The organism is Paenibacillus sp. HWE-109 (genome assembly GCF_022163125.1).
Classification (GTDB): domain Bacteria; phylum Bacillota; class Bacilli; order Paenibacillales; family NBRC-103111; genus Paenibacillus_E.
Genome location: NZ_CP091881.1, coordinates 8937325 through 8954794 on the forward strand (window position 1 = coordinate 8937325; position 17470 = coordinate 8954794).

Sequence of the window (17470 nt, forward strand, 5' to 3'; positions counted from 1 at the left end):
AAGGTGAAATCCGTTATAACGAGATTTTACCTTTTTCTTTTGCCTGCTTCCTTCTAAAATGAGAAGACCACGACAGCCAGGAGGATTTATGCACAGAATTCCGCTCTTTTCATTGATCAGTAAGTACGACACCGCAATCTGGGTACGGGTGGTCGGGACTATTTTAACCTCATTAGCCGGATTTATGATGAGACCTTATCTTGTCTATTATTTGTACGACAAACTCGATGGCTCCATTCTGCTATCCATGTTAATCGTAGGCTTGCAGCCGTTAGTCGGCATTTTCGTGAATTTGTACGCAGGCAGTCTTAGCGATCGGTATGGGCGAAAGCCGATGATACTGGCGGCGCTCGTCATCCAGGCGTTCGCTGTTGGCGGATATATGTTTGCCAGCCATGTATGGGAATTTGCCTTAATTTCAATTATAAACGGGATTGGACATGCGATGTATCAGCCTGCCGCCAATGCGCAGATTTCGGATGTGGTTCCGGAAGAGAAACGGGCAGAAGTTTTTGCATTGCTGCATACAGCTTTGAATATGGGTTCGGCGTTTGGACCGCTGCTCGGGTTATTGCTTTTCACCTGGAATCCCACAATTATTTTTCTAACGTGCGCAGTTGCACTCCTCGCTTATGCAGGTTTGGTCGTTTGGAAGGTGCCTGAGACCTTGCCTATGAAAAGTGCGGAGCAACAAGCAACCGCAAAAAATAAGCAGAAAATCAGATGGCGTGATCACAAGCCATTGCTCTGGATAACGCTTCTGATGATGCCGGTAACTATGCTCTATGCCCAAGTAGAAACAACGTTCCCTCTGCATTTGCAGCAGCATTTTGAAAATTATAAAACCGTCTTTGCCACGATTATTACATTTAACGGGTGTGTTGTGATCGCCTTGCAGCTCTGGATCGCCAAACGAACCGAACGCGTAGCTCCTTATCTGATCATCGCTGTATCTTATGTGCTATTTGCCGTAGTCTCCGTTGGCTATGGGGTGGTTCCATTTTTCGCCTTGCTGCTTTTTGTCGAATTTTTATTTACCATAGGTGAAATGTTGAATGGTCCTCATATTCAAAAGGTCATCTCCATTATTGCTCCCGAGGATCAAAGAGGCTGGTACTTCTCTATTTTCGGCATGAATTGGCAACTATCGCGCGCACTTGGACCTGTTGTGGGAGGATTCCTCTTCACACACTACGGTGGAAAAATGATGTTCATTCTGCTTGGCGTGCTCCTTTTGTTCGCTGGCTTCGCCCAAACGATGTACGTGCGAAACTTAAACCGCAAACAGGATGAACTTGCGCTTGCGTCTAAACCTGATCTGCAAGTGCAAGCTTGAAGGGAGCAAGGTGACAAAGGAATAAGGAACAAGGAATAAGGAACAAGGAACAAGGAACAATGAATAAGGAACAAGGAACAAGGAACAAGGAACAAAGAACAAAGAACCAAAGAAACTCCTCACTGGTTGAGGAGTTTTTATGCATTTGTAAGACCTGCGTAAGCTTCTTTTAGCGCATCTGCGGTATAATAAATATCAAATCTGAGGGGGGAAATCTCATGGGTTCACTCGTTCTCGTTGTTGATGATGAAACGAATATTATAGATGTGTGTACCGTTTATCTGGAGCGGGAGGGCTATCAGGTCATATCAGCGGGAAATGGCGAGGAAGCCATCCGCTTATGGCGGCTGCACCACCCGGAGCTGATCGTTCTGGATCTCATGATGCCGGGCAAGACCGGGTGGCAGGTTTGCGAAGAAATTCGCAATGAACAGGACGTGCCCATCATCATGCTGACGGCTTTAGGCGATGAAACGGACCGGCTTATGGGACTGACCATGGGCGCAGATGACTATCTGACGAAGCCGTTTTCGCCGCGGGAGCTGGTGCTGCGAGCCAATGGCATCATGCGCAGGATGCAGCGCAGCAAGCCTGATGCTAGGAATGCAGATGTGAGGCAGCCAGCACATCTCATGAAATTTCCCGGACTCGAAATCAATGTGCTGCACCGCAGTGTTCGTGTGAACGGCAAGGAGATTGAGCTAACCTTGAAAGAATTTGAACTTCTACATGTGTTCGTAGGACATCCGGAACAGGTATTTTCAAGGAATCAACTGCTTGGCCAGGTATGGGATACGGATTATGATGGAGACACAACGACCGTGACGGTTCATATCCGTAGGCTAAGGGAGAAAATTGAGGAGAATCCATCGGAGCCACGATATATCAAGACAGTTTGGGGCATTGGTTATAAATTCGAAGGGAGGGAGATGACCTGAAGCTTCGCCTATATTTGCTTATTGCCAGCGGTGTGAGTACAGGTATTACTCTGCTTACCTTGTTTATTTGCTACTACTTTATGCTGCTGCACTGGAAGGATGTCGTGTTGCTATCGACAGTAACTTTAATCGCGGCAGTGGTTTCCATGCTCATTCACTATGTCATGACAAGACCTTTGGAGAAATCCATTCATGCCATTGCAGAAGAAACCGCGCGTATTTCCGAAGGACAGTTTGAGGGACAAGTTCCGCTGATCGGGCCTGTAGAATTTCAAAAACTGGCTGGACAATTCAACCATATGACGGGCAAGCTGAACGAAAGCTTCCAGAAGCTGCGTTCGGCTGAAGTTTCGCGCAAGGAGCTTGTGGCGAACGTATCGCATGATTTACGAACACCGATGGCTTCTATACTAGCGTTTGTTGAGGCGCTTCAGGACGATGTCATCCAAGATAAAACGACCTTCGATCGCTATCTCCAAACCATTCGTCTTGAAACAGGACGTCTAGATGGACTGATTCAGGAATTATTTAAGCTGTCTCAGCTTGATGCCGGCGGCACCGAATTTACTCCTGAACGATATCATGTGGATCATCTATTGCTCGATAGCCTGCAAAGTCTGTCTTTTCAGCTCGAAGAAAAGAAATTGCAAGTGCAAGTTGATCTTCCGGACCACCTGCCTGCTGTCGCTACAATGCCTAACGAAATGAAACGAGTGATTTCTAATATTTTGGATAATGCCATACGTCATTCTCCCGTTAGTGGAACCATTCGAATTAAAGCGATTCAGCTTTCCGATCCGTTTGTTCAGCTGTGCATTCAGGATGAAGGTGAGGGTATTCGTGGAGCTGATAGCGATAAAATATTTGATCGTTTCTATCGTGCCGATCCTTCGAGAACACGAACGAGCGGTGGCGCAGGTTTAGGACTTGCGATTGCCAAATCCATCGTGGAGCTGCACGGAGGATCAATTGGCGTGAATGTAGAAGAGGGTCAGGGGAGCAGATTTTGGTTTACGCTGCCTATTTATTAAAGGGGCTTGCATCCCCTGGTTGTGACTAAGGTCACCATCGAGTTATGACCTACATCACCTTACAGTCCTTTTGAATCACGTTATGATGATGAAAAGAAGGAAACATAAGGAGTGATAGGTTATGCTGTTGTTTTTACATGTGTTGGGGGCTGTTATGTTTCTCGGAAATATTGTCACCGGAGCCTTTTGGAAAGTACGTGCTCATTATGGAAAACAGGATCTGATGACCATCCATCTGACAGTCAAAAATATCATGCTCGCCGACTATATTTTCACAGTTCCCGGAATTGTGCTGCTTCTGATACCTGGGCATTTGATGGCTGCTAAACGGGGTTACTCCTTGGTAGAGTGGAACTGGGTAACCGCATCCTTATTGTTATTCTCCCTATCTGGCATCCTATGGCTAGCTTTCTTACTTCCCCTCCAGCGTAAAATGATTCGTTACAGCGAAGAGTCCCTGCGGCTTGGACAGCAGACAGCAGCTTATCGGCGTGTATCAAAAAAGTGGGATATCCTTGGTACTATAGGGACGATTCTTCCTTTGGTTTCATTAGTTTTAATGATTTGGAAGCCTGACATCTAAGGATGTTGGGCTTTTTATATGCGCGGGGGAAAGGGAACTAGAGTACGCTATTCTAACAAAAAGTGTCATAATCGCGGGGGTGAGGGAACTACAGTATGCTATTTTGCTGATTTGATGGGAAATTCAGCGATTATTGCAGAAATAAGTCCCTGTAGTTCCGCCATTACCCTCGCATCCCTGCTATTTGCCTAATTAGCGTACTTGAGTTCCCTCAGGATTTGTCGCTATTAAGAGGCTGATTTCTCAGGGCGGAGAAGCAGTTTTTCTTAGTGGTGTCCACCACTGACTTCTCTCCTTTGGAGGTTTTCTCTCCTTTGGAGGTTTTTGGTCTTAAAGGGCATCTAATGAACTGTAGGATGCTTATAGACGAGAAAATGGTTACTTTGGATACTTAATGAACTGAGATGGCGCTACCCGGCACTTTATTGGACGAATGGTGATCATTTGCTGGAAATAGCGCATCTGGCATTCATTAGATTTTCAGAATAAGCGATTTTGGCTAAATAAAGGTTATTCAGTTCGTAAGGAGGCTTGCATGGTACCTTGACTGGGTGACCTAGCCGCAGAGGCTAGATTGTTCTTATGGTGAGGTGGGCGTGGGCGCTATCCCGTTGGCTCAGTGGTTGGGGAACAGAAAGTAGTGGGCGCTATCCCGTTGGCTCAGTGGTTGGGGGAACAGAAAGTAGTGGGCGCTATCCTGTTGACTCAGTGGTTGGGGAACAGTAAGTAGTGGGAGCTATCCCGTTGGTTCAGTGGTTGGGGGAACAGAAAGTAGTGGGAGCTATCCCGTTGGCTCAGTGGTGGGGGAACAGTAAGTAGTGGGGCGCTATCCCGTTGGCTCAGTGGGTGGAGGAACAGTAAGTAGTGGGCGCTATCCCGTTGGCCAGCGGTTGGGGGAACAGAAGTAGTGGGAGCTATCCCGTTGGCTCAGTGGTTGGGGGAACAGTAAGTAGTGGGCGCTATCCCGTTAGCTCAGTGGTTGGGGGAACAGTAAGTAGTGGGAGCTATCCCGTTAGCTCAGTGGTTGGGGGAACAGTAAGTAGTTGGCGTTATCCCGTTGGCTCAGTGGTTGGGGGAACAGTAAGTAGTGGGGAACAAGGTTGTGATCAATCCGTTCTGGGGCAAACTATGCCCTAGGATAGGAGAGGCTGTGAGGATTCTGAGTCAAGGGGATAGTGGCAATAGGTGAGAACTGCTATAAACATAGCTCGAAGGTGGACACTAATGGATATTTTTTTTGTGGATACTAGTGGGAATTTTCCAATGAAATTCAAGAACTTAAATATTCGTAGGTTTGTAAGCTTTTTTTAATATTTATACGTTATGATTAGAGAAAACAGGCAGTTTGGATAAAGGATGTGAGCGTATGGATTCGAAAAGAGGCTGGTTGAAGCAATCTTTTGGAAAGCGTTTGAATTCGATACATAGCTGGAATGCTTGGATTCTGCTGCTTCTGACGGTTACTGGCATTGTGCTGAGTATTGGGGCTATTCGGGGAGAACTCGGGAGTCTGCGGGTGACGTTGAAGCAGCTTCATATTTATCTTGGCGTCGCTTCGATCGTACTCATCGCGCTATATGCGCCTATGATCCGGAAGCATTGGCACCAGATTCGCGCGCGGCGCAACCAACGCGCGAATCTGGTGTTCGTGCTCGCGCTGCTGGTTGGCTGGGCAGCTTCCGGTGTGATTCTGTGGCAGTTCAGGCACCTGCCACCGGCTCTGAACAATACGGCACTCTTCGTGCATGACCTGCTCACCTGGGTCGGAGTGCCGTATGCCCTGTACCACGCCATCTCGCGAAGCCGATGGCTCAAACGCCAACAGCGGCTGGACCAAGCCGCTGCCAAAGCAGCGCCGCCCCCAGCGGCGAAGCCCACACCCGCGGCGGCGGAGGACGCCACGGAGAAGCGCTCTGCAGCGCAGGCGGTAATCGCCGCGCTGAAGGAGTCGCCGATCACACGCGCATCGTTCCTGCGACTAGTCGCAGGGGTGCTGCTCGTGATCGCGGTAGGCCCCGCCTTTTATCGGTGGATAAAAGGCGCCTTTGATACCGGCGGGTCAACGACCGCCGAGTATATCGCCAGCGACGGCAACAAGATGCTGCCGCCGCCTGCGCCATTGCCGGACTCCGCCGCTGTGGTCGGCGGAGGGGCGAAGGGGAATTTCCGTATTTATACGGTGACGGAAATTCCGGCTTTTTCATCGGATTCATGGAAATTTGCGATATCCGGTCTTGTTGATCAGCCCAATACGTGGAGTTGGGAAGAATTCCTGAAGATGAAACGAACGGTACAAGTGAGCGATTTCCATTGTGTAACGGGATGGTCCGTATATAAATGTACATGGGAAGGCATCCCGCTCAAACAATTGCTGGCTGCGGCGGGGGTCCAATCCAAAGCGAAATATGTGAAGTTCTACTCCGGAGACAAGGTTTATACGGATGCTCTATCTCTAGATCAAGCAAACGGAGACGATATCATGGTTGCTGTGATGATGGACGGGAAACCCATTCCTCAGAAACTGGGCGGTCCTGTCAGACTCATTGTTCCTCAGATGTATGCCTATAAATCGGTCAAATGGCTGCAAGCCATCGAGCTGATTGAGAAGGAACATATAGGATATTGGGAAGTTAGAGGTTACGATAACGACGCATGGGTAGATGCTTCTAAGGCTTAGCAAGGTCGCGGTAGAAGTAAGGATATGCCTGACTTTCCGAGCGCTTTTTGGTATAGTAAGACTAAGAAGCCAGCTTGGAAATGAGGGGAATTGGTCATGGAAATTGTATCGTTAAATGTTGGTTTACCCCAAGTCATACAGGTGCAAGGAAAAGAGCTGACCACGGGTATTTTCAAATCCCCGGTCAGCTCATCTTTGTTTGTATCCAAAGTGCAAGCAGAGGGAGATGGGCAGGCTGATTTGTCTGTGCATGGCGGGCCTGATAAAGCGCTATGCGTATATCCTGAAGAACATTATGCGTTCTGGGAGCAGGAGCTTGGCAAGAAGCTGGAAGCGGGCACGTTCGGTGAAAACTTAACGGTACGAGGTTTGCTCGAAACGGAAGTCTGTATTGGCGACACGTTTGCGATCGGTGAAGTTGTCGTTCAGATTACGCAGCCTCGTCAACCTTGTCATAAACTGGCCAAACGGCTTGATCTGGGCACTGCACCTTTGCAGATGCAAGAGACGGGCTATACCGGCTACTATTTCAGAGTATTAGTAGAAGGCAGGCTGGACAAAGATTCGGAAGTAAAACTGATTAGTAAGGATAAAGAAGGAATTACCATTGCATATGCCAATCAAATCAAATATAAAGAAAAGACAAACGCAGAAGCGATTGGACGCATAGCGGAGCTGCCTGCTCTATCAGCAAGTTGGAAGCAATCTTTTCTCAAAAGGCTGGTGGAGCTCCAAGCATGATTACGGGCGTTATTCTCGCAGGAGGACTCAATCGCCGGATGGATGGGAAGCTCAAAGCTCTTTTGCCCATACAAGGTCAGCCCCTCATCATTAAGCAATTGAATGAAATGAAGAAAATTTGCAAGCAGATCATTCTTGTCTCCAATGAGCCTGAGAAGTTGCTACCGTGGATCGAGAAGACTCCCGATGCGGATGTGCAGTGTATTAAGGACGTGTATGTTCAAAAAGGCCCTCTAAGCGGTATTCATGCAGCTTCGCTTGCAGCGACGGAATCTCTTATGTGGATTGTTGGCTGTGATATGCCTTTTATTTCAGCGCAAGCGGCTCAAGCTATGGGGGAATTATGTCAGGAAGCGAACGTGGATGCCGTCGTTCCAGTTATTGAAGGACGTACTCATCCGCTTCACGCTGTATATACACGATTGATTGGATCAGAGGCGGAACTGTTGCTGAAGCAGGAAAAGTTTCGTTTGATGGGCTTGTTGGATCATATTGACTGGCAGCCTGTGGAAGAGGCATTTTTTGATTCGCATCATATAGCGCCTCATTTTGCTGCGAATATAAATACACCTGAAGAATACGAGAATATGTTAGTTAATCTATCATCGTTATGAATTCGAAAGATAATTCTATGCTGGAACCTAGGATTTTGTTAGGAAATATGCCATAATGGTTAAAGAGAGAAGGTGAACTTCTATGCCTAAGCAGCTAATGGATCGATTCGGACGCATGCATGATTATTTGCGGATTTCTGTCACAGATCGCTGCAATCTTCGTTGTGTCTACTGTATGCCTGAAGAAGGTATGGAATTTGAACCTGATGAGAAGCTTATGACTTTTGAGGAGATTACCGATGTTGTCCGCGTGCTTGCAGGACTGGGTGTTCGCAAACTGAGATTGACGGGTGGCGAGCCGCTCGTGCGTAAAAACCTGGAGCAACTGATCGGCATGCTTTCTCCAATTCCCGGTATTGAAGATATAGCGTTGACTACGAATGGGATATACTTTGCCTCACGAGCTGAGAAGCTGCGTGCTGCAGGTTTAACCCGTGTAAATATTAGTTTGGATTCATTGAAAGCGGATCGGTTCTCCTTAATTACCAGAGGTGGCGATATTCGCCGCGTCCTTGCTAGTATTGAGGAGGCTTACCGTGTTGGAATTACGCCGATTAAGCTGAATGTTGTCTTGATGAAGGGCATTAATGATGATGAAATTGAAGATTTCTTACAAATGACAATAGATCGTCCCATTCAGGTTCGTTTCATTGAATATATGCCGATCGGTCATCAGGATGAGAATTGGAAAAGTCGTTATTTGTCCTTGACCACAGTTTTGGATCGCTGCAAGGAAAAAGGCTGGCATGCTGCAGCATCCGATGCTGTTTACGGGAATGGACCTGCTCAGAATTACCGCATTGAAGGCGCTCTTGGTTCATTTGGTCTCATTCATCCGATCAGTGATCATTTCTGTGAGACTTGCAATCGTCTGCGGATAACGGCAGATGGCAATGTGAAACCATGTTTGTATTGGTCTGATGAATTTAATGTTCGCAAATATATTGGCAATGACGAAGCGGTGGAAGAACTGTTCTTCCGAGCGCTCGATATTAAACCGCAGAATCATGAGATGGCGCAAGCGTTGATGAATGAGGAACAGTCGCATACTCCAACACTTCGCCGAATGTCGCAAATTGGTGGCTAATCTAGCCTAGGAGGAACAGAAGGTCGTGAACAGCGATACGAAGCTAAAGTTCGGGCGAAAGGTTATTTCTGTAGATGAAGCTCGAAGCCTGCTGTATGAGCATGTGATTCTCACGAATCCGGAGTCTGTTCCACTGTCTTCATCTTTTGGGAGAAGGCTGGCTCTTGATATCTACGCAGATCATGCTGTTCCACATTTTCGTCGATCAGGTGTTGATGGCTACGCGGTGTGCTCAGCGGATATCCAACAAGCATCGCCAGAGAATCCTATCAGCTTGCGGGTCATAGAGCGAATCCCCAGTGGTACCATACCCAAGCTGACGATTCATTCTGGACTGGCCTCACGGATCATGACAGGGGCTCCTGTTCCAGGCGGAGCTGATGCTGTAGTCATGCTGGAGATGACGGATTCATCTCAAGAGGAAGGCGGGCATCATACATCTGTTTGTATCAAAAAGAACGTTCCAGCTGGCAGCAATATTACGCCAATCGCAGGTGAAATCGGCTTTGGAGACTTATTGCTAGCGCAAGGAACAAGAATAGGTCCAGGAGAAGCCGCGATATTGGCAACTTTCGGTTATTCCGATGTAGCTGTTTATCAAAGGCCGCGAGTGGGCATTTTCTCGACAGGATCAGAGTTATTGAATGTGGGGGATCAGCTGCAGCCGGGACGCATTCGCAACAGCAACAGTTATATGTTAGCCGCGCAAGTGGAAGCGGCAGGGGGAAGCCCCGTTATTATGCAAGCTCTCTCTGATGATGCAGGAGAGGTGGAAGCCGCACTGCGCGACGCCCTTGCCGATATGGATTTGGTATTAACTTCCGGTGGTGTTTCTGTAGGCGACTACGACGTGCTAGTAGATGTTTTTGGGCGATTCGATGGCAAATTGCTCTTCAATAAAGTCGCAATGCGGCCAGGTACGCCAACGAGCGCGGCTGTGTGGAACAATCGGCTGCTGCTTGCTTTATCGGGGAATCCAGGTGCATCTTTCGTTGGTTTTGAACTGTTCGCCAAACCGCTGATCAAAGCGATGGCAGGCTCAAGGGAACCTTATCCAGAGGCTATATCAGCCTTTCTAGACGTGGATTACGACAAAGGTTCTGCCTTTCCTCGATATGTAAGAGGGATTACGCATGTTGTGAACGGCTGCTTGCGGGTTAAGCCTTCCGGTATTGATAAATCGAGTATTATGGTATCGATTAAAGACGCGGATTGCTTGATCTATTTGCCGGCAGGCGGCAAAGGGTTCCATCGTGAAGAGCCCGTTATTGTTTATCCTATTGTGTGAAGGGCTGATGGTTCTTTACAGTAAAAAGCCGCAATCGAGTTCAACTCGGTTGCGGCTTTTTGATCATTTAATGCGTATGTGTGCTCATTGCCATAGCCTTGGTCAATGTGATGGATCCATCTGCCTCACTCCATTGGACATTCCATCCCAATAATTCAGTGATGAAGCGAAGCGGAACTTGTGTACGGCCGTCTTTCAGGACGACACCAGCGCCGATTTCCTTTTTCACGCCATTGACTTCCATATAGTCTTTGCCAACCCAGAAAGTTAAGGTGTCGTTTCCTGCTTTGACCCAAGCTGTTTGGGAGGATTGATCCCAAGTTACGACAGCGCCGATGCCTTCAGCCAGGAAGCGCAGAGGTACATAGGTGTTGCTTTCCCACATGAATGGCGCTGTATCCATTTTTGTTGTTTTGTCGTTAATCGTAAAATCGCTGCTGCCAATTTTCATCCAAATTTTCATATCCATTGCGGCAGGCGCCTTAGGGTCATGGAATTTATCTTGGAATTGAGCGACGATTCCTCCAGCTAAATAATCGCCAGTATGGGCCATATGAGCGTAGGCTTCACGCGTGCTTGCATAGGTTTTGACGTAGTCTTTATTGACGTAATTATCGAACGCACTAATTAATTGAGCGACGTGAGGCTTCAGGGCAGCGGCGATATCGGCTGTTTTGAAGTTATTCGGATTGGCTCCCTCTAGGAAGGCACCGAAATCAGTTCCGTATTGGTTTAGTTTATCCAAGGTTTCTTTGCGTTTGGTTTCATCTTTGGCTGCTGTTGCTTTCACATAATCCACGAAAAAGCCAATGTGTGTGTTCCACAAACCTTTGAATGCTTTGCCTGCGTCATCTCCGTAGATAGACGTGATGGCCGCACTTAAATCATCGCTGTTGGCAAGAAGTGCGCCAGCTGCCGCATCAAAATCAGGTGCTCCATTAATTCCCTTCTGCATAGCTAGAACGGCTAAACCCCCATGCTCGCTTAGCAAGCGGTCCAAACCTGAGCGGAGATTGACGGATGCAGCGGAAGCACCTTCATTCGTGAATTTGTCCGGGTATTGTTTCACAATTGCGTCTGCTAGAATTTGTCCGAAATGCACCATATGGGCATAAGCTTCGCGCTCGCTTTTGTAAGCACCGGTGTAGTCCTTGTTAATATAGTCATCAAAGGCGGTGATTAACTGACTGACATGAGCTTTCAAGCCTTCAGCGACGTCAGCTGCTTTGAGGTTTGGATTAGCGCTTTCGAGGAACGCACCGAAATCAGGGCCATATTTGGCTAACTTATCTAAGGCTGCGGCACGACCTGCTTCATCCTTCTTGGCAGTAGCGGTAACATAATCTACGAAAAATCCGATGTGCGTGTTCCACAGTCCGCTGAATGCTTTACCGGCCTCGGCTCCGTAAACGGAACCAACGGCTTTGGATAAATCGTCGCCATTAGCGATTAGTGCGGCCGCCACATCATTGAAGTCAGCAGCGCCGTCGATACCTTTTTGCATCGCGATGACGGCTAGTTCAGCATGCTCACCGAGCAGGCTTTCCAGAGTGACACGCAAATCGGCAGCGCCGCTTTTCACAGTAATCGAATGAGCGCTCGCCATTGTTGGGAAGATAAGGGTAAGGCCAAGTGCAACTGTTGCTAATGTTTTGATCATAGGTTTCATAATCGTTCGCTCCTTTGAATTGGGGGATTGTTTGTTGCTCTCGGTTAATAGAACGAGGGATAAACAGATATGGATCACAATGATCACAAACAAATTTTTGTTTTTTTCATATCATCCAATACAAGAGATTTTGCGAAGTATATAATAGACGGGAGACTTTGGGAAAGGGGATCCTTCATGAATGGTACGCATACCGACCAAGAACTAATGAGGCAAATCGTGGCTAAAGATGCCGATGCGCTCAAATTTCTATATGAGAAGTATGAAAAACCGATCTATGCATTTGCTTACCGCATTGTTCAAGATACGATGATGGCAGAAGAAGTGGTGCAGGAATTATTTCTGCGAATTTGGAAGGCTGCTGAGCGGTACGATGCCGAACAGGGGAAGCTAACCAGTTGGATGTTTACGCTATCTCGCAACATCGCCATCGATTTGCTGCGCAAAAAGCAAAATCGAACCACAGGCCAAACAGCGGATATCGAACAATTAAATCGCATTCCCGACATGGGCAAAAGTACGGAAGAGGTAGCGCTGGATGGCTGGAGAGGGCAAGAAATACGCGAGGCGCTGCATGAGCTTAATCCCGATCAGAAGCAAGTGCTAGATCTTATCTATTATCAGGGCTACACCCAGCAAGAAGTGTCCGATAATCAGGCAATCCCGCTAGGTACGGTGAAAAGCAGAGTGAGGCTGGCCTTGAAGCAATTGAAGGGGCGGCTTGCAGGGGTAGGAAAGGAGGAGCTTCAAGGATGAATAAGCCGGCAAACGGATGTGAAAATCTAGAGATGTACGCAGTAGGTGGATTAGACCCGGAAGAGCGGGCTGAATTTGAAAGGCATTTGCAAGAATGTGCGGCATGTACCGCTGAACTGGCCGAGCTTATCGAACTTGTCGACCTTTTGCCGATGGCTGTGGAACCCGTGCAAATTCCCGTAGGTATGAAGGAACGCGTGCTTGGTCACATTTTCAATGAAGATTCTGTAGAGGTGTCCAAAGAAGTAGAAAGTGGATGGGCTGTAGGCCGAAAACGAAGAGAAACCAAAGGAAGTCCATGGAAACCTTGGATTTATGGGGGACTTTCAGCTGCCGTGCTTATTCTAGGTGTTTATAGTTATAATCTGCAGCAGGATAACCGGGATTTGAAGTTACGGATCGCATTGCTGGATCGGCCGCCAGAAGCGGTTAAAGTCAATGACGTTGTCACCTTGAGCGGCACCGCGCAAGATATTGTTGCGAAGGGCTTAGCCACAATCGTGATTGATGCAAAAGGCACCCACCTGCTCGTCCAAGCAGAAAAATTGCCGGAACTGAAAAATAACGAGGCTTATCAAGTGTGGTTGATCAAAGGGAAAGATACCCCAGTCAATGCAGGAACATTCCTGACACACAATGGAACAGGCGGATTATATTATACCTTCGATCCTAATAATTATGACACGATTGCTATCACGCTTGAGCCTGATGCGCATGGGGATAAGCCGAGAGGGAAACCGATATTAGCTGCTAATCTAGTAAAAAGCTAAAAGTAAATAAAGGCTGTCTCAATAGGTTATAAACCTAGTGGACAGCCTCACTTCAGGATAAACCGATAAGATTAATAGGAATTTAGGGTAATTAAAAATAATAGCATAGATGAAGAAGGGATTGCAAGAAAAAGATTGCATAATAGTCAGAAGTATAGTAATTTTTAGAAGAGTAAAAATAAGAGGAGGAATTCAAATGGAAAAAATGTGTATGCAAATGATGATGAACATGTGTATGGACGACATGATGAGCCGTATGAAATCGATGAAAATGATGATGAGCACAATGAAAGACATGAACATGATGGAAAGCATGGATATGGACAACATGATGATGAACATGCAAGAGTGCGATGAAATGATGACAATGATGATGAATATGATGCGTGAAATGAAACAAACTTCCATGTAAAAGGATTGACATAAGAATCTCCCAATTCTTATGAGAACCGATCGGCAGAGCAGTCATCTGCATGCCTTAGAACGTAATCAGCCAACCATGCCAGTGGGGCTGAACACAATGTTAAACTTCATGGCAAAGCAGTCCTCTGTATGCCATATTCTCCTTCGTTTCTAACCGTCCGAATCTTCTATTTAAACACAATCCTACATTCTTAAACCTTATTTGCTTTAATTAACTTCACAATCTCAAGTCGTTTCAGCTTAAGCTCCCATACTTTCTCCCGCAATTGCTCTTCTTCGGTGGAGTTCTGCTTGTGATCCTTTAATTGTTGGAATAATTTCAGCATATTTCGGTTGATGGAATCAAACATTTGCCATAGTTGAAATTCAAATTGACGAGTCAAATGAAGCTCAAATTGATTTAATGTTTGGAGGATTTGTTGCTGCCATTCCGTATCTCCTAGTGCTAGAGCATAATTGTATAGATCAAGATGATCGTTAATCCAGGTTTGGGCAATGGGGTGTTTGTAAGTGAACATCTTGAACAGCTCCTTTTTTTAAAACCTTATACCGAGTATTATACTAGGAATTATCAGGAATTCAAGTGCTATATATAAAAAAAGTTGGATTTTGTGAAAAAAGATCTCACAAATCCAACTTTTTATTTGTTTAATTTGATAATTTATATACTTTAATGGTTTGGATGCCGAATTTTCTTAATGTTGTCTGGGAACCAGGAACAAAGATATCCAGGTGCTTTCCTTTAACAGAACCGCCAGTATCTGTTGCGTAGGCATACATGCCGCCTGCTGGTAACCCATTGAAGGTATAACCTTCTATATAGAGCTTTGATCCAAGCGGGATTACAGATGGATCAACAGCTACAGTTCCAATGGAAAGGGGATTGCCGAGAAAATCTAGAGCTGCATATCCGCCATTTTCAGCAGGATCTGCAGAATAGACCGTCGATTGAAAGAGTTCATAATCGGGTGCATGGTGATTGCCATCCTTGCTAAGTATCGCTATATTGCTGCTAGCGTCCCACTGAACGGGTATGTCGGAAGCATTGCTAAGAAAACGAAGAGGCACATAAACGCGGCCATCTTGGAATTCAGCATGGGTATCCATCATGACGGTGTTATTATCGATTTCTGCTTCTTTTTGACCCGAAACCAAAGTGATGGTGTGCTTGTCATTGTTCAGTACGACTTTGATTTGATTGCCTTCTTTGTGCCATTGCACGTCATAACCTAATTTCTCCGTTACGAAACGAACGGGTACTTGCGTGGCATGATTGCCATCCAGATAGGGCTGTGCATCCGGAAATTGCACCAGATCATCATTGACTTGCACTTTCACATCCATCTCGGCCGCGTGGGCGGAACATGGGGAAAGAAAGCCTCCTGCCAAGACTGTTAAAGACACAGCAAGGCTAGTTAACCCTTTTGTAAGCTTATTCAATTGGTGAGCCTCCTTCATGAGCCTTCGAGGTTAGTTGACGGGTTCGGGAAGAAGGTTCTCCCTAGTCTGCTCCGCGAAAGAGCAAATATTCACCCCAAGTAAATCGTCCCCCGTACCGGCACTTTGTCTGTGCACCGGACTCGGCTTTAGATAGTTTACCATCGAACATTCAGGCGGAACAACGACCAAAATATGGATGGTCCCAAAACCATACTGGACTTAGGTCTAGGAACAAAACAGTCGCGAGTCCGTTTTGAGCGGTACTTGTTTCAGCTAGAATGAAGACATGAAGCAAACACGAAGGGCGGTTGGCAAGATGAGGTTGGATCGATCAAAAAGTATCGCATTGCTTTTCATTACAGTAGGCTTACTGATTTGTTTACATCAATTTGGTCATTTAATGGGATGGCTGATTCCGGTGTCCATGGTGGTGTTGGGCTATGTCGGCATACAGAATGAAAAGAAAATAGGATGGTTGATTTTTGGCATAGGGGCTTTGATCTTGACGTTCAAATTGTCTGGACTCCTGATTCTCGGTTTGGCTGTGTGGATGTTGGTTTATGGCTTCCGCTTGCTGAAGAAACAGGATGTTCCATCTAATCATGAATTTTAATCGATGAGAAAATAGGAGGTGTGGCATAATGAGCATATTGAATCGGATTGGTAAAATGGCTGAGACGGCCTGGCAGGAAGCTGCTTGCAAGCTGGATCAGCATGAGCGGGGAGGCAGCGCCTCAGAAGCGGGGCAGCGCGGGATCAAGGCGCTGGAACAGCGCTATGAGGAAGCGCTGCAGCATACGATAGAGCTGAGACGGCTATGTGTGAACGCCGAGGAGATGGCGCAGCTGCGGAGCGAGCAAGCTGAGCTGGCGATGCGCGCCGGCGAAGAGGACCTCGCGCGGATGGCACTGCAAGAGAAGCTGCGCGAGGAAGCCGCTAGCGAGCAGTTCCGCGCGCAATACGCAAGCAGCCAGGACTTGTGCCTGGCGCTTGCGGATGAATTGCGCGGGCTGCGTGCCGGGCACGCAGCAGGTGAACGGCAGCCGGAAGGCGGGCTGCCGCCGAAGGATGCTCGCGACACATGGCGCGAGCTGGAAGTGACCGGCCGCGAGCTTGGCCGGGAAGCGCTGCAAGGCCTCCGCGTCGCGGGCCGCCTGTCGCGTGAGACGCTGAAGGAAGCCGGCGGCAATCTTCAGCAGGAGCTGCGCTCGCTGCGCGGCAAGCTCAAGCAGGATTGGCAGCATCAGAGCTTCAGCGAAGAAAAGGACTCGAGCGGCAAGAAATAGCCGCGAATCATCGTGCAGCGCCGGAGACACGGCGCACCGCATGACCTTCAAGATTCACGAAAAAGCCTTGCCGATCAAGGATTTCATCTTGGAGGTCGTCCATTCTTATGGTATGCTAGGGTTCTATATCAGCTATTTAAATTTGGCAGCCAGAGGAGGTGCAGCGATGGGCGAAGAAACCAAAAACAACCGCAGCCGGAATACAGCACTTGTGCTGATTGGAGCCGGTCTTTTTTTGCTTCTAGACCATACGATAGGCTTTTTCCCCATTCTTGCGATTATCCTCGTCTTGCTTGGTATTCATCGGGTTCGTTCACGTAAAGAACGCAAGGGCTATGTGTTGATCGGCATCGGGGCGGTCATCTTATTCGGAGATCACATTACAATTGTGTTTTCTATTGTTTTAATTTCACTAGGCCTGTTTTTTATACGGTCGAAGCAAGTGCACAAGGACGATACGTATATTCAAAAGCAAAAGCTGATGGACAGCGTCCGCTTGGGCCGCGAGCCGTGGATTTTGCGCAACAGCTCGACTTGGTACATTATCGGTGAAACGTATATTGATCTCTCCCTTGCGATTCTGGAACAAAAAGAAACCACGTTGATTCTACAAGGGGTCGTCGGTGATGTGGACATTAAAGTGCCTGATGATATCGGTGTCTCCGTAGCTACTTCCGTGACTTTTGGACAAATTCAGGTGGCCAATGAGAAGGAATCCGGCGTAATGAACAAATTAACATGGCAATCACCCAACTATGAGCACTGTGATCATCGTGTGAAACTAGTTCTTTCCTACATCGTAGGAGATATCAAGATTAAAGTAATGTAACG

General features: G+C 47.2%; 18 protein-coding genes and 1 riboswitch. Of the genes, 15 read left to right on the forward strand and 3 right to left on the reverse strand.

From position 1 onward, the window contains the following. The first annotated feature begins 88 nt into the window (after positions 1 to 88). The 9 genes from LOZ80_RS38455 (at position 89) to LOZ80_RS38495 (ending at position 10295) form a co-directional block, all read left to right on the forward strand. Complete coding sequence (locus LOZ80_RS38455; RefSeq protein WP_238169396.1) at positions 89 to 1336, forward strand: MDR family MFS transporter; 1248 nt, start codon at positions 89 to 91, stop codon at positions 1334 to 1336. 218 nt (positions 1337 to 1554) lie between these two features. Next, positions 1555 to 2274 carry a response regulator transcription factor gene (locus LOZ80_RS38460; protein ID WP_238169397.1) on the forward strand — a complete coding sequence of 240 codons (720 nt, stop codon included), beginning with the start codon at positions 1555 to 1557 and terminating at the stop codon, positions 2272 to 2274. A 14-nt stretch (positions 2275 to 2288) separates the two neighbouring features. Further along, positions 2289 to 3305, forward strand: coding sequence for a HAMP domain-containing sensor histidine kinase (locus tag LOZ80_RS38465; protein WP_238169398.1), 1017 nt, complete (start codon positions 2289 to 2291; stop codon positions 3303 to 3305). Positions 3306 to 3426: 121 nt separating this feature from the next. Next, positions 3427 to 3888, forward strand: coding sequence for a DUF2269 family protein (locus LOZ80_RS38470; RefSeq protein WP_238169400.1), 462 nt, complete (start codon positions 3427 to 3429; stop codon positions 3886 to 3888). 1366 nt (positions 3889 to 5254) lie between these two features. Beyond that, complete coding sequence (locus LOZ80_RS38475) at positions 5255 to 6565, forward strand: molybdopterin-dependent oxidoreductase (RefSeq protein ID WP_238169402.1); 1311 nt, start codon at positions 5255 to 5257, stop codon at positions 6563 to 6565. 96 nt (positions 6566 to 6661) lie between these two features. Continuing rightward, on the forward strand, positions 6662 to 7306 hold the full coding sequence (locus LOZ80_RS38480; RefSeq protein WP_238169406.1) for an MOSC domain-containing protein: 645 nt from the start codon (positions 6662 to 6664) through the stop codon (positions 7304 to 7306). Beyond that, a complete protein-coding gene (mobA, locus tag LOZ80_RS38485; protein WP_238169407.1) occupies positions 7303 to 7920 on the forward strand; it encodes a molybdenum cofactor guanylyltransferase in 618 nt (205 codons plus the stop codon). Before LOZ80_RS38480 ends, mobA begins: the two co-directional genes overlap by 4 nt. An 82-nt stretch (positions 7921 to 8002) precedes the next feature. Continuing rightward, the gene (gene moaA, locus LOZ80_RS38490; RefSeq protein WP_189019058.1) at positions 8003 to 9007 is read left to right on the forward strand and encodes a GTP 3',8-cyclase MoaA; all 1005 of its coding nucleotides are present in this window, start codon (positions 8003 to 8005) and stop codon (positions 9005 to 9007) included. 25 nt (positions 9008 to 9032) lie between these two features. After that, the gene (locus LOZ80_RS38495) at positions 9033 to 10295 is read left to right on the forward strand and encodes a molybdopterin molybdotransferase MoeA (protein ID WP_238169408.1); all 1263 of its coding nucleotides are present in this window, start codon (positions 9033 to 9035) and stop codon (positions 10293 to 10295) included. Between the two features lie 67 nt (positions 10296 to 10362). Here LOZ80_RS38495 and LOZ80_RS38500 read toward each other — a convergent pair whose 3' ends face one another. Beyond that, a complete protein-coding gene (locus LOZ80_RS38500) occupies positions 10363 to 11964 on the reverse strand; it encodes a copper amine oxidase N-terminal domain-containing protein (protein WP_238169409.1) in 1602 nt (533 codons plus the stop codon). A 177-nt stretch (positions 11965 to 12141) separates the two neighbouring features. On the opposite strand from LOZ80_RS38500, the gene LOZ80_RS38505 reads away from it, so the two are divergent. The 3 genes from LOZ80_RS38505 to LOZ80_RS38515 all read left to right on the forward strand — a co-directional run bounded on the left by LOZ80_RS38505 (position 12142) and on the right by LOZ80_RS38515 (position 13902). Beyond that, positions 12142 to 12720, forward strand: a complete 579-nt coding sequence (locus LOZ80_RS38505; protein ID WP_238169410.1) for an RNA polymerase sigma factor — start codon at positions 12142 to 12144, stop codon at positions 12718 to 12720. Then, positions 12717 to 13490, forward strand: a complete 774-nt coding sequence (locus tag LOZ80_RS38510) for an anti-sigma factor (RefSeq protein WP_238169411.1) — start codon at positions 12717 to 12719, stop codon at positions 13488 to 13490. The genes LOZ80_RS38505 and LOZ80_RS38510 overlap by 4 nt, the downstream gene beginning before the upstream one ends. Positions 13491 to 13686: 196 nt before the next feature. Beyond that, entirely contained in the window at positions 13687 to 13902 is a 216-nt protein-coding gene (locus LOZ80_RS38515) for a hypothetical protein (RefSeq protein WP_189019049.1), read from the forward strand. Between the two features lie 202 nt (positions 13903 to 14104). Here LOZ80_RS38515 and LOZ80_RS38520 read toward each other — a convergent pair whose 3' ends face one another. Together LOZ80_RS38520 and LOZ80_RS39260 are read right to left on the reverse strand one after the other, a co-directional pair. Then, entirely contained in the window at positions 14105 to 14431 is a 327-nt protein-coding gene (locus LOZ80_RS38520) for a hypothetical protein (RefSeq protein ID WP_238169412.1), read from the reverse strand. Between the two features lie 130 nt (positions 14432 to 14561). Beyond that, on the reverse strand, positions 14562 to 15353 hold the full coding sequence (locus LOZ80_RS39260) for a stalk domain-containing protein (RefSeq protein ID WP_283214729.1): 792 nt from the start codon (positions 15351 to 15353) through the stop codon (positions 14562 to 14564). 4 nt (positions 15354 to 15357) lie between these two features. Further along, a riboswitch (cyclic di-AMP (ydaO/yuaA leader) is annotated at positions 15358 to 15509 on the reverse strand. Positions 15510 to 15669: 160 nt separating this feature from the next. On the opposite strand from LOZ80_RS39260, the gene LOZ80_RS38535 reads away from it, so the two are divergent. From LOZ80_RS38535 to liaF, 3 genes are read left to right on the forward strand one after another with little or no spacing between them, the layout of a single operon-like run. Then, positions 15670 to 15966, forward strand: a complete 297-nt coding sequence (locus tag LOZ80_RS38535) for a hypothetical protein (RefSeq protein WP_238169413.1) — start codon at positions 15670 to 15672, stop codon at positions 15964 to 15966. Between the two features lie 28 nt (positions 15967 to 15994). Beyond that, positions 15995 to 16639, forward strand: coding sequence for a PspA/IM30 family protein (locus LOZ80_RS38540; RefSeq protein ID WP_238169414.1), 645 nt, complete (start codon positions 15995 to 15997; stop codon positions 16637 to 16639). A gap of 40 nt (positions 16640 to 16679) precedes the next feature. After that, positions 16680 to 17468: a cell wall-active antibiotics response protein LiaF gene (gene liaF, locus LOZ80_RS38545; RefSeq protein WP_238169415.1), complete on the forward strand. Its 789-nt coding sequence runs from the start codon at positions 16680 to 16682 to the stop codon at positions 17466 to 17468. The last annotated feature ends 2 nt before the right edge of the window (positions 17469 to 17470 follow it).

What these genes read in the sequence shown, in the direction of transcription:
- LOZ80_RS38520 (WP_238169412.1), bottom strand. Translation starts at nt 14,431, where the DNA reads ATGTTCACTTACAAACACCCCATTGCCCAAACCTGGATTAACGATCAT.
- LOZ80_RS38505 (WP_238169410.1), top strand. Translation starts at nt 12,142, where the DNA reads ATGAATGGTACGCATACCGACCAAGAACTAATGAGGCAAATCGTGGCT.
- LOZ80_RS38500 (WP_238169409.1), bottom strand. Translation starts at nt 11,964, where the DNA reads ATGAAACCTATGATCAAAACATTAGCAACAGTTGCACTTGGCCTTACC.
- LOZ80_RS38535 (WP_238169413.1), top strand. Translation starts at nt 15,670, where the DNA reads ATGAGGTTGGATCGATCAAAAAGTATCGCATTGCTTTTCATTACAGTA.
- LOZ80_RS38515 (WP_189019049.1), top strand. Translation starts at nt 13,687, where the DNA reads ATGGAAAAAATGTGTATGCAAATGATGATGAACATGTGTATGGACGAC.
- liaF (WP_238169415.1), top strand. Translation starts at nt 16,680, where the DNA reads ATGACCTTCAAGATTCACGAAAAAGCCTTGCCGATCAAGGATTTCATC.
- LOZ80_RS38510 (WP_238169411.1), top strand. Translation starts at nt 12,717, where the DNA reads ATGAATAAGCCGGCAAACGGATGTGAAAATCTAGAGATGTACGCAGTA.
- LOZ80_RS38455 (WP_238169396.1), top strand. Translation starts at nt 89, where the DNA reads ATGCACAGAATTCCGCTCTTTTCATTGATCAGTAAGTACGACACCGCA.
- mobA (WP_238169407.1), top strand. Translation starts at nt 7,303, where the DNA reads ATGATTACGGGCGTTATTCTCGCAGGAGGACTCAATCGCCGGATGGAT.
- moaA (WP_189019058.1), top strand. Translation starts at nt 8,003, where the DNA reads ATGCCTAAGCAGCTAATGGATCGATTCGGACGCATGCATGATTATTTG.
- LOZ80_RS38460 (WP_238169397.1), top strand. Translation starts at nt 1,555, where the DNA reads ATGGGTTCACTCGTTCTCGTTGTTGATGATGAAACGAATATTATAGAT.
- LOZ80_RS38470 (WP_238169400.1), top strand. Translation starts at nt 3,427, where the DNA reads ATGCTGTTGTTTTTACATGTGTTGGGGGCTGTTATGTTTCTCGGAAAT.
- LOZ80_RS38475 (WP_238169402.1), top strand. Translation starts at nt 5,255, where the DNA reads ATGGATTCGAAAAGAGGCTGGTTGAAGCAATCTTTTGGAAAGCGTTTG.
- LOZ80_RS38540 (WP_238169414.1), top strand. Translation starts at nt 15,995, where the DNA reads ATGAGCATATTGAATCGGATTGGTAAAATGGCTGAGACGGCCTGGCAG.
- LOZ80_RS38480 (WP_238169406.1), top strand. Translation starts at nt 6,662, where the DNA reads ATGGAAATTGTATCGTTAAATGTTGGTTTACCCCAAGTCATACAGGTG.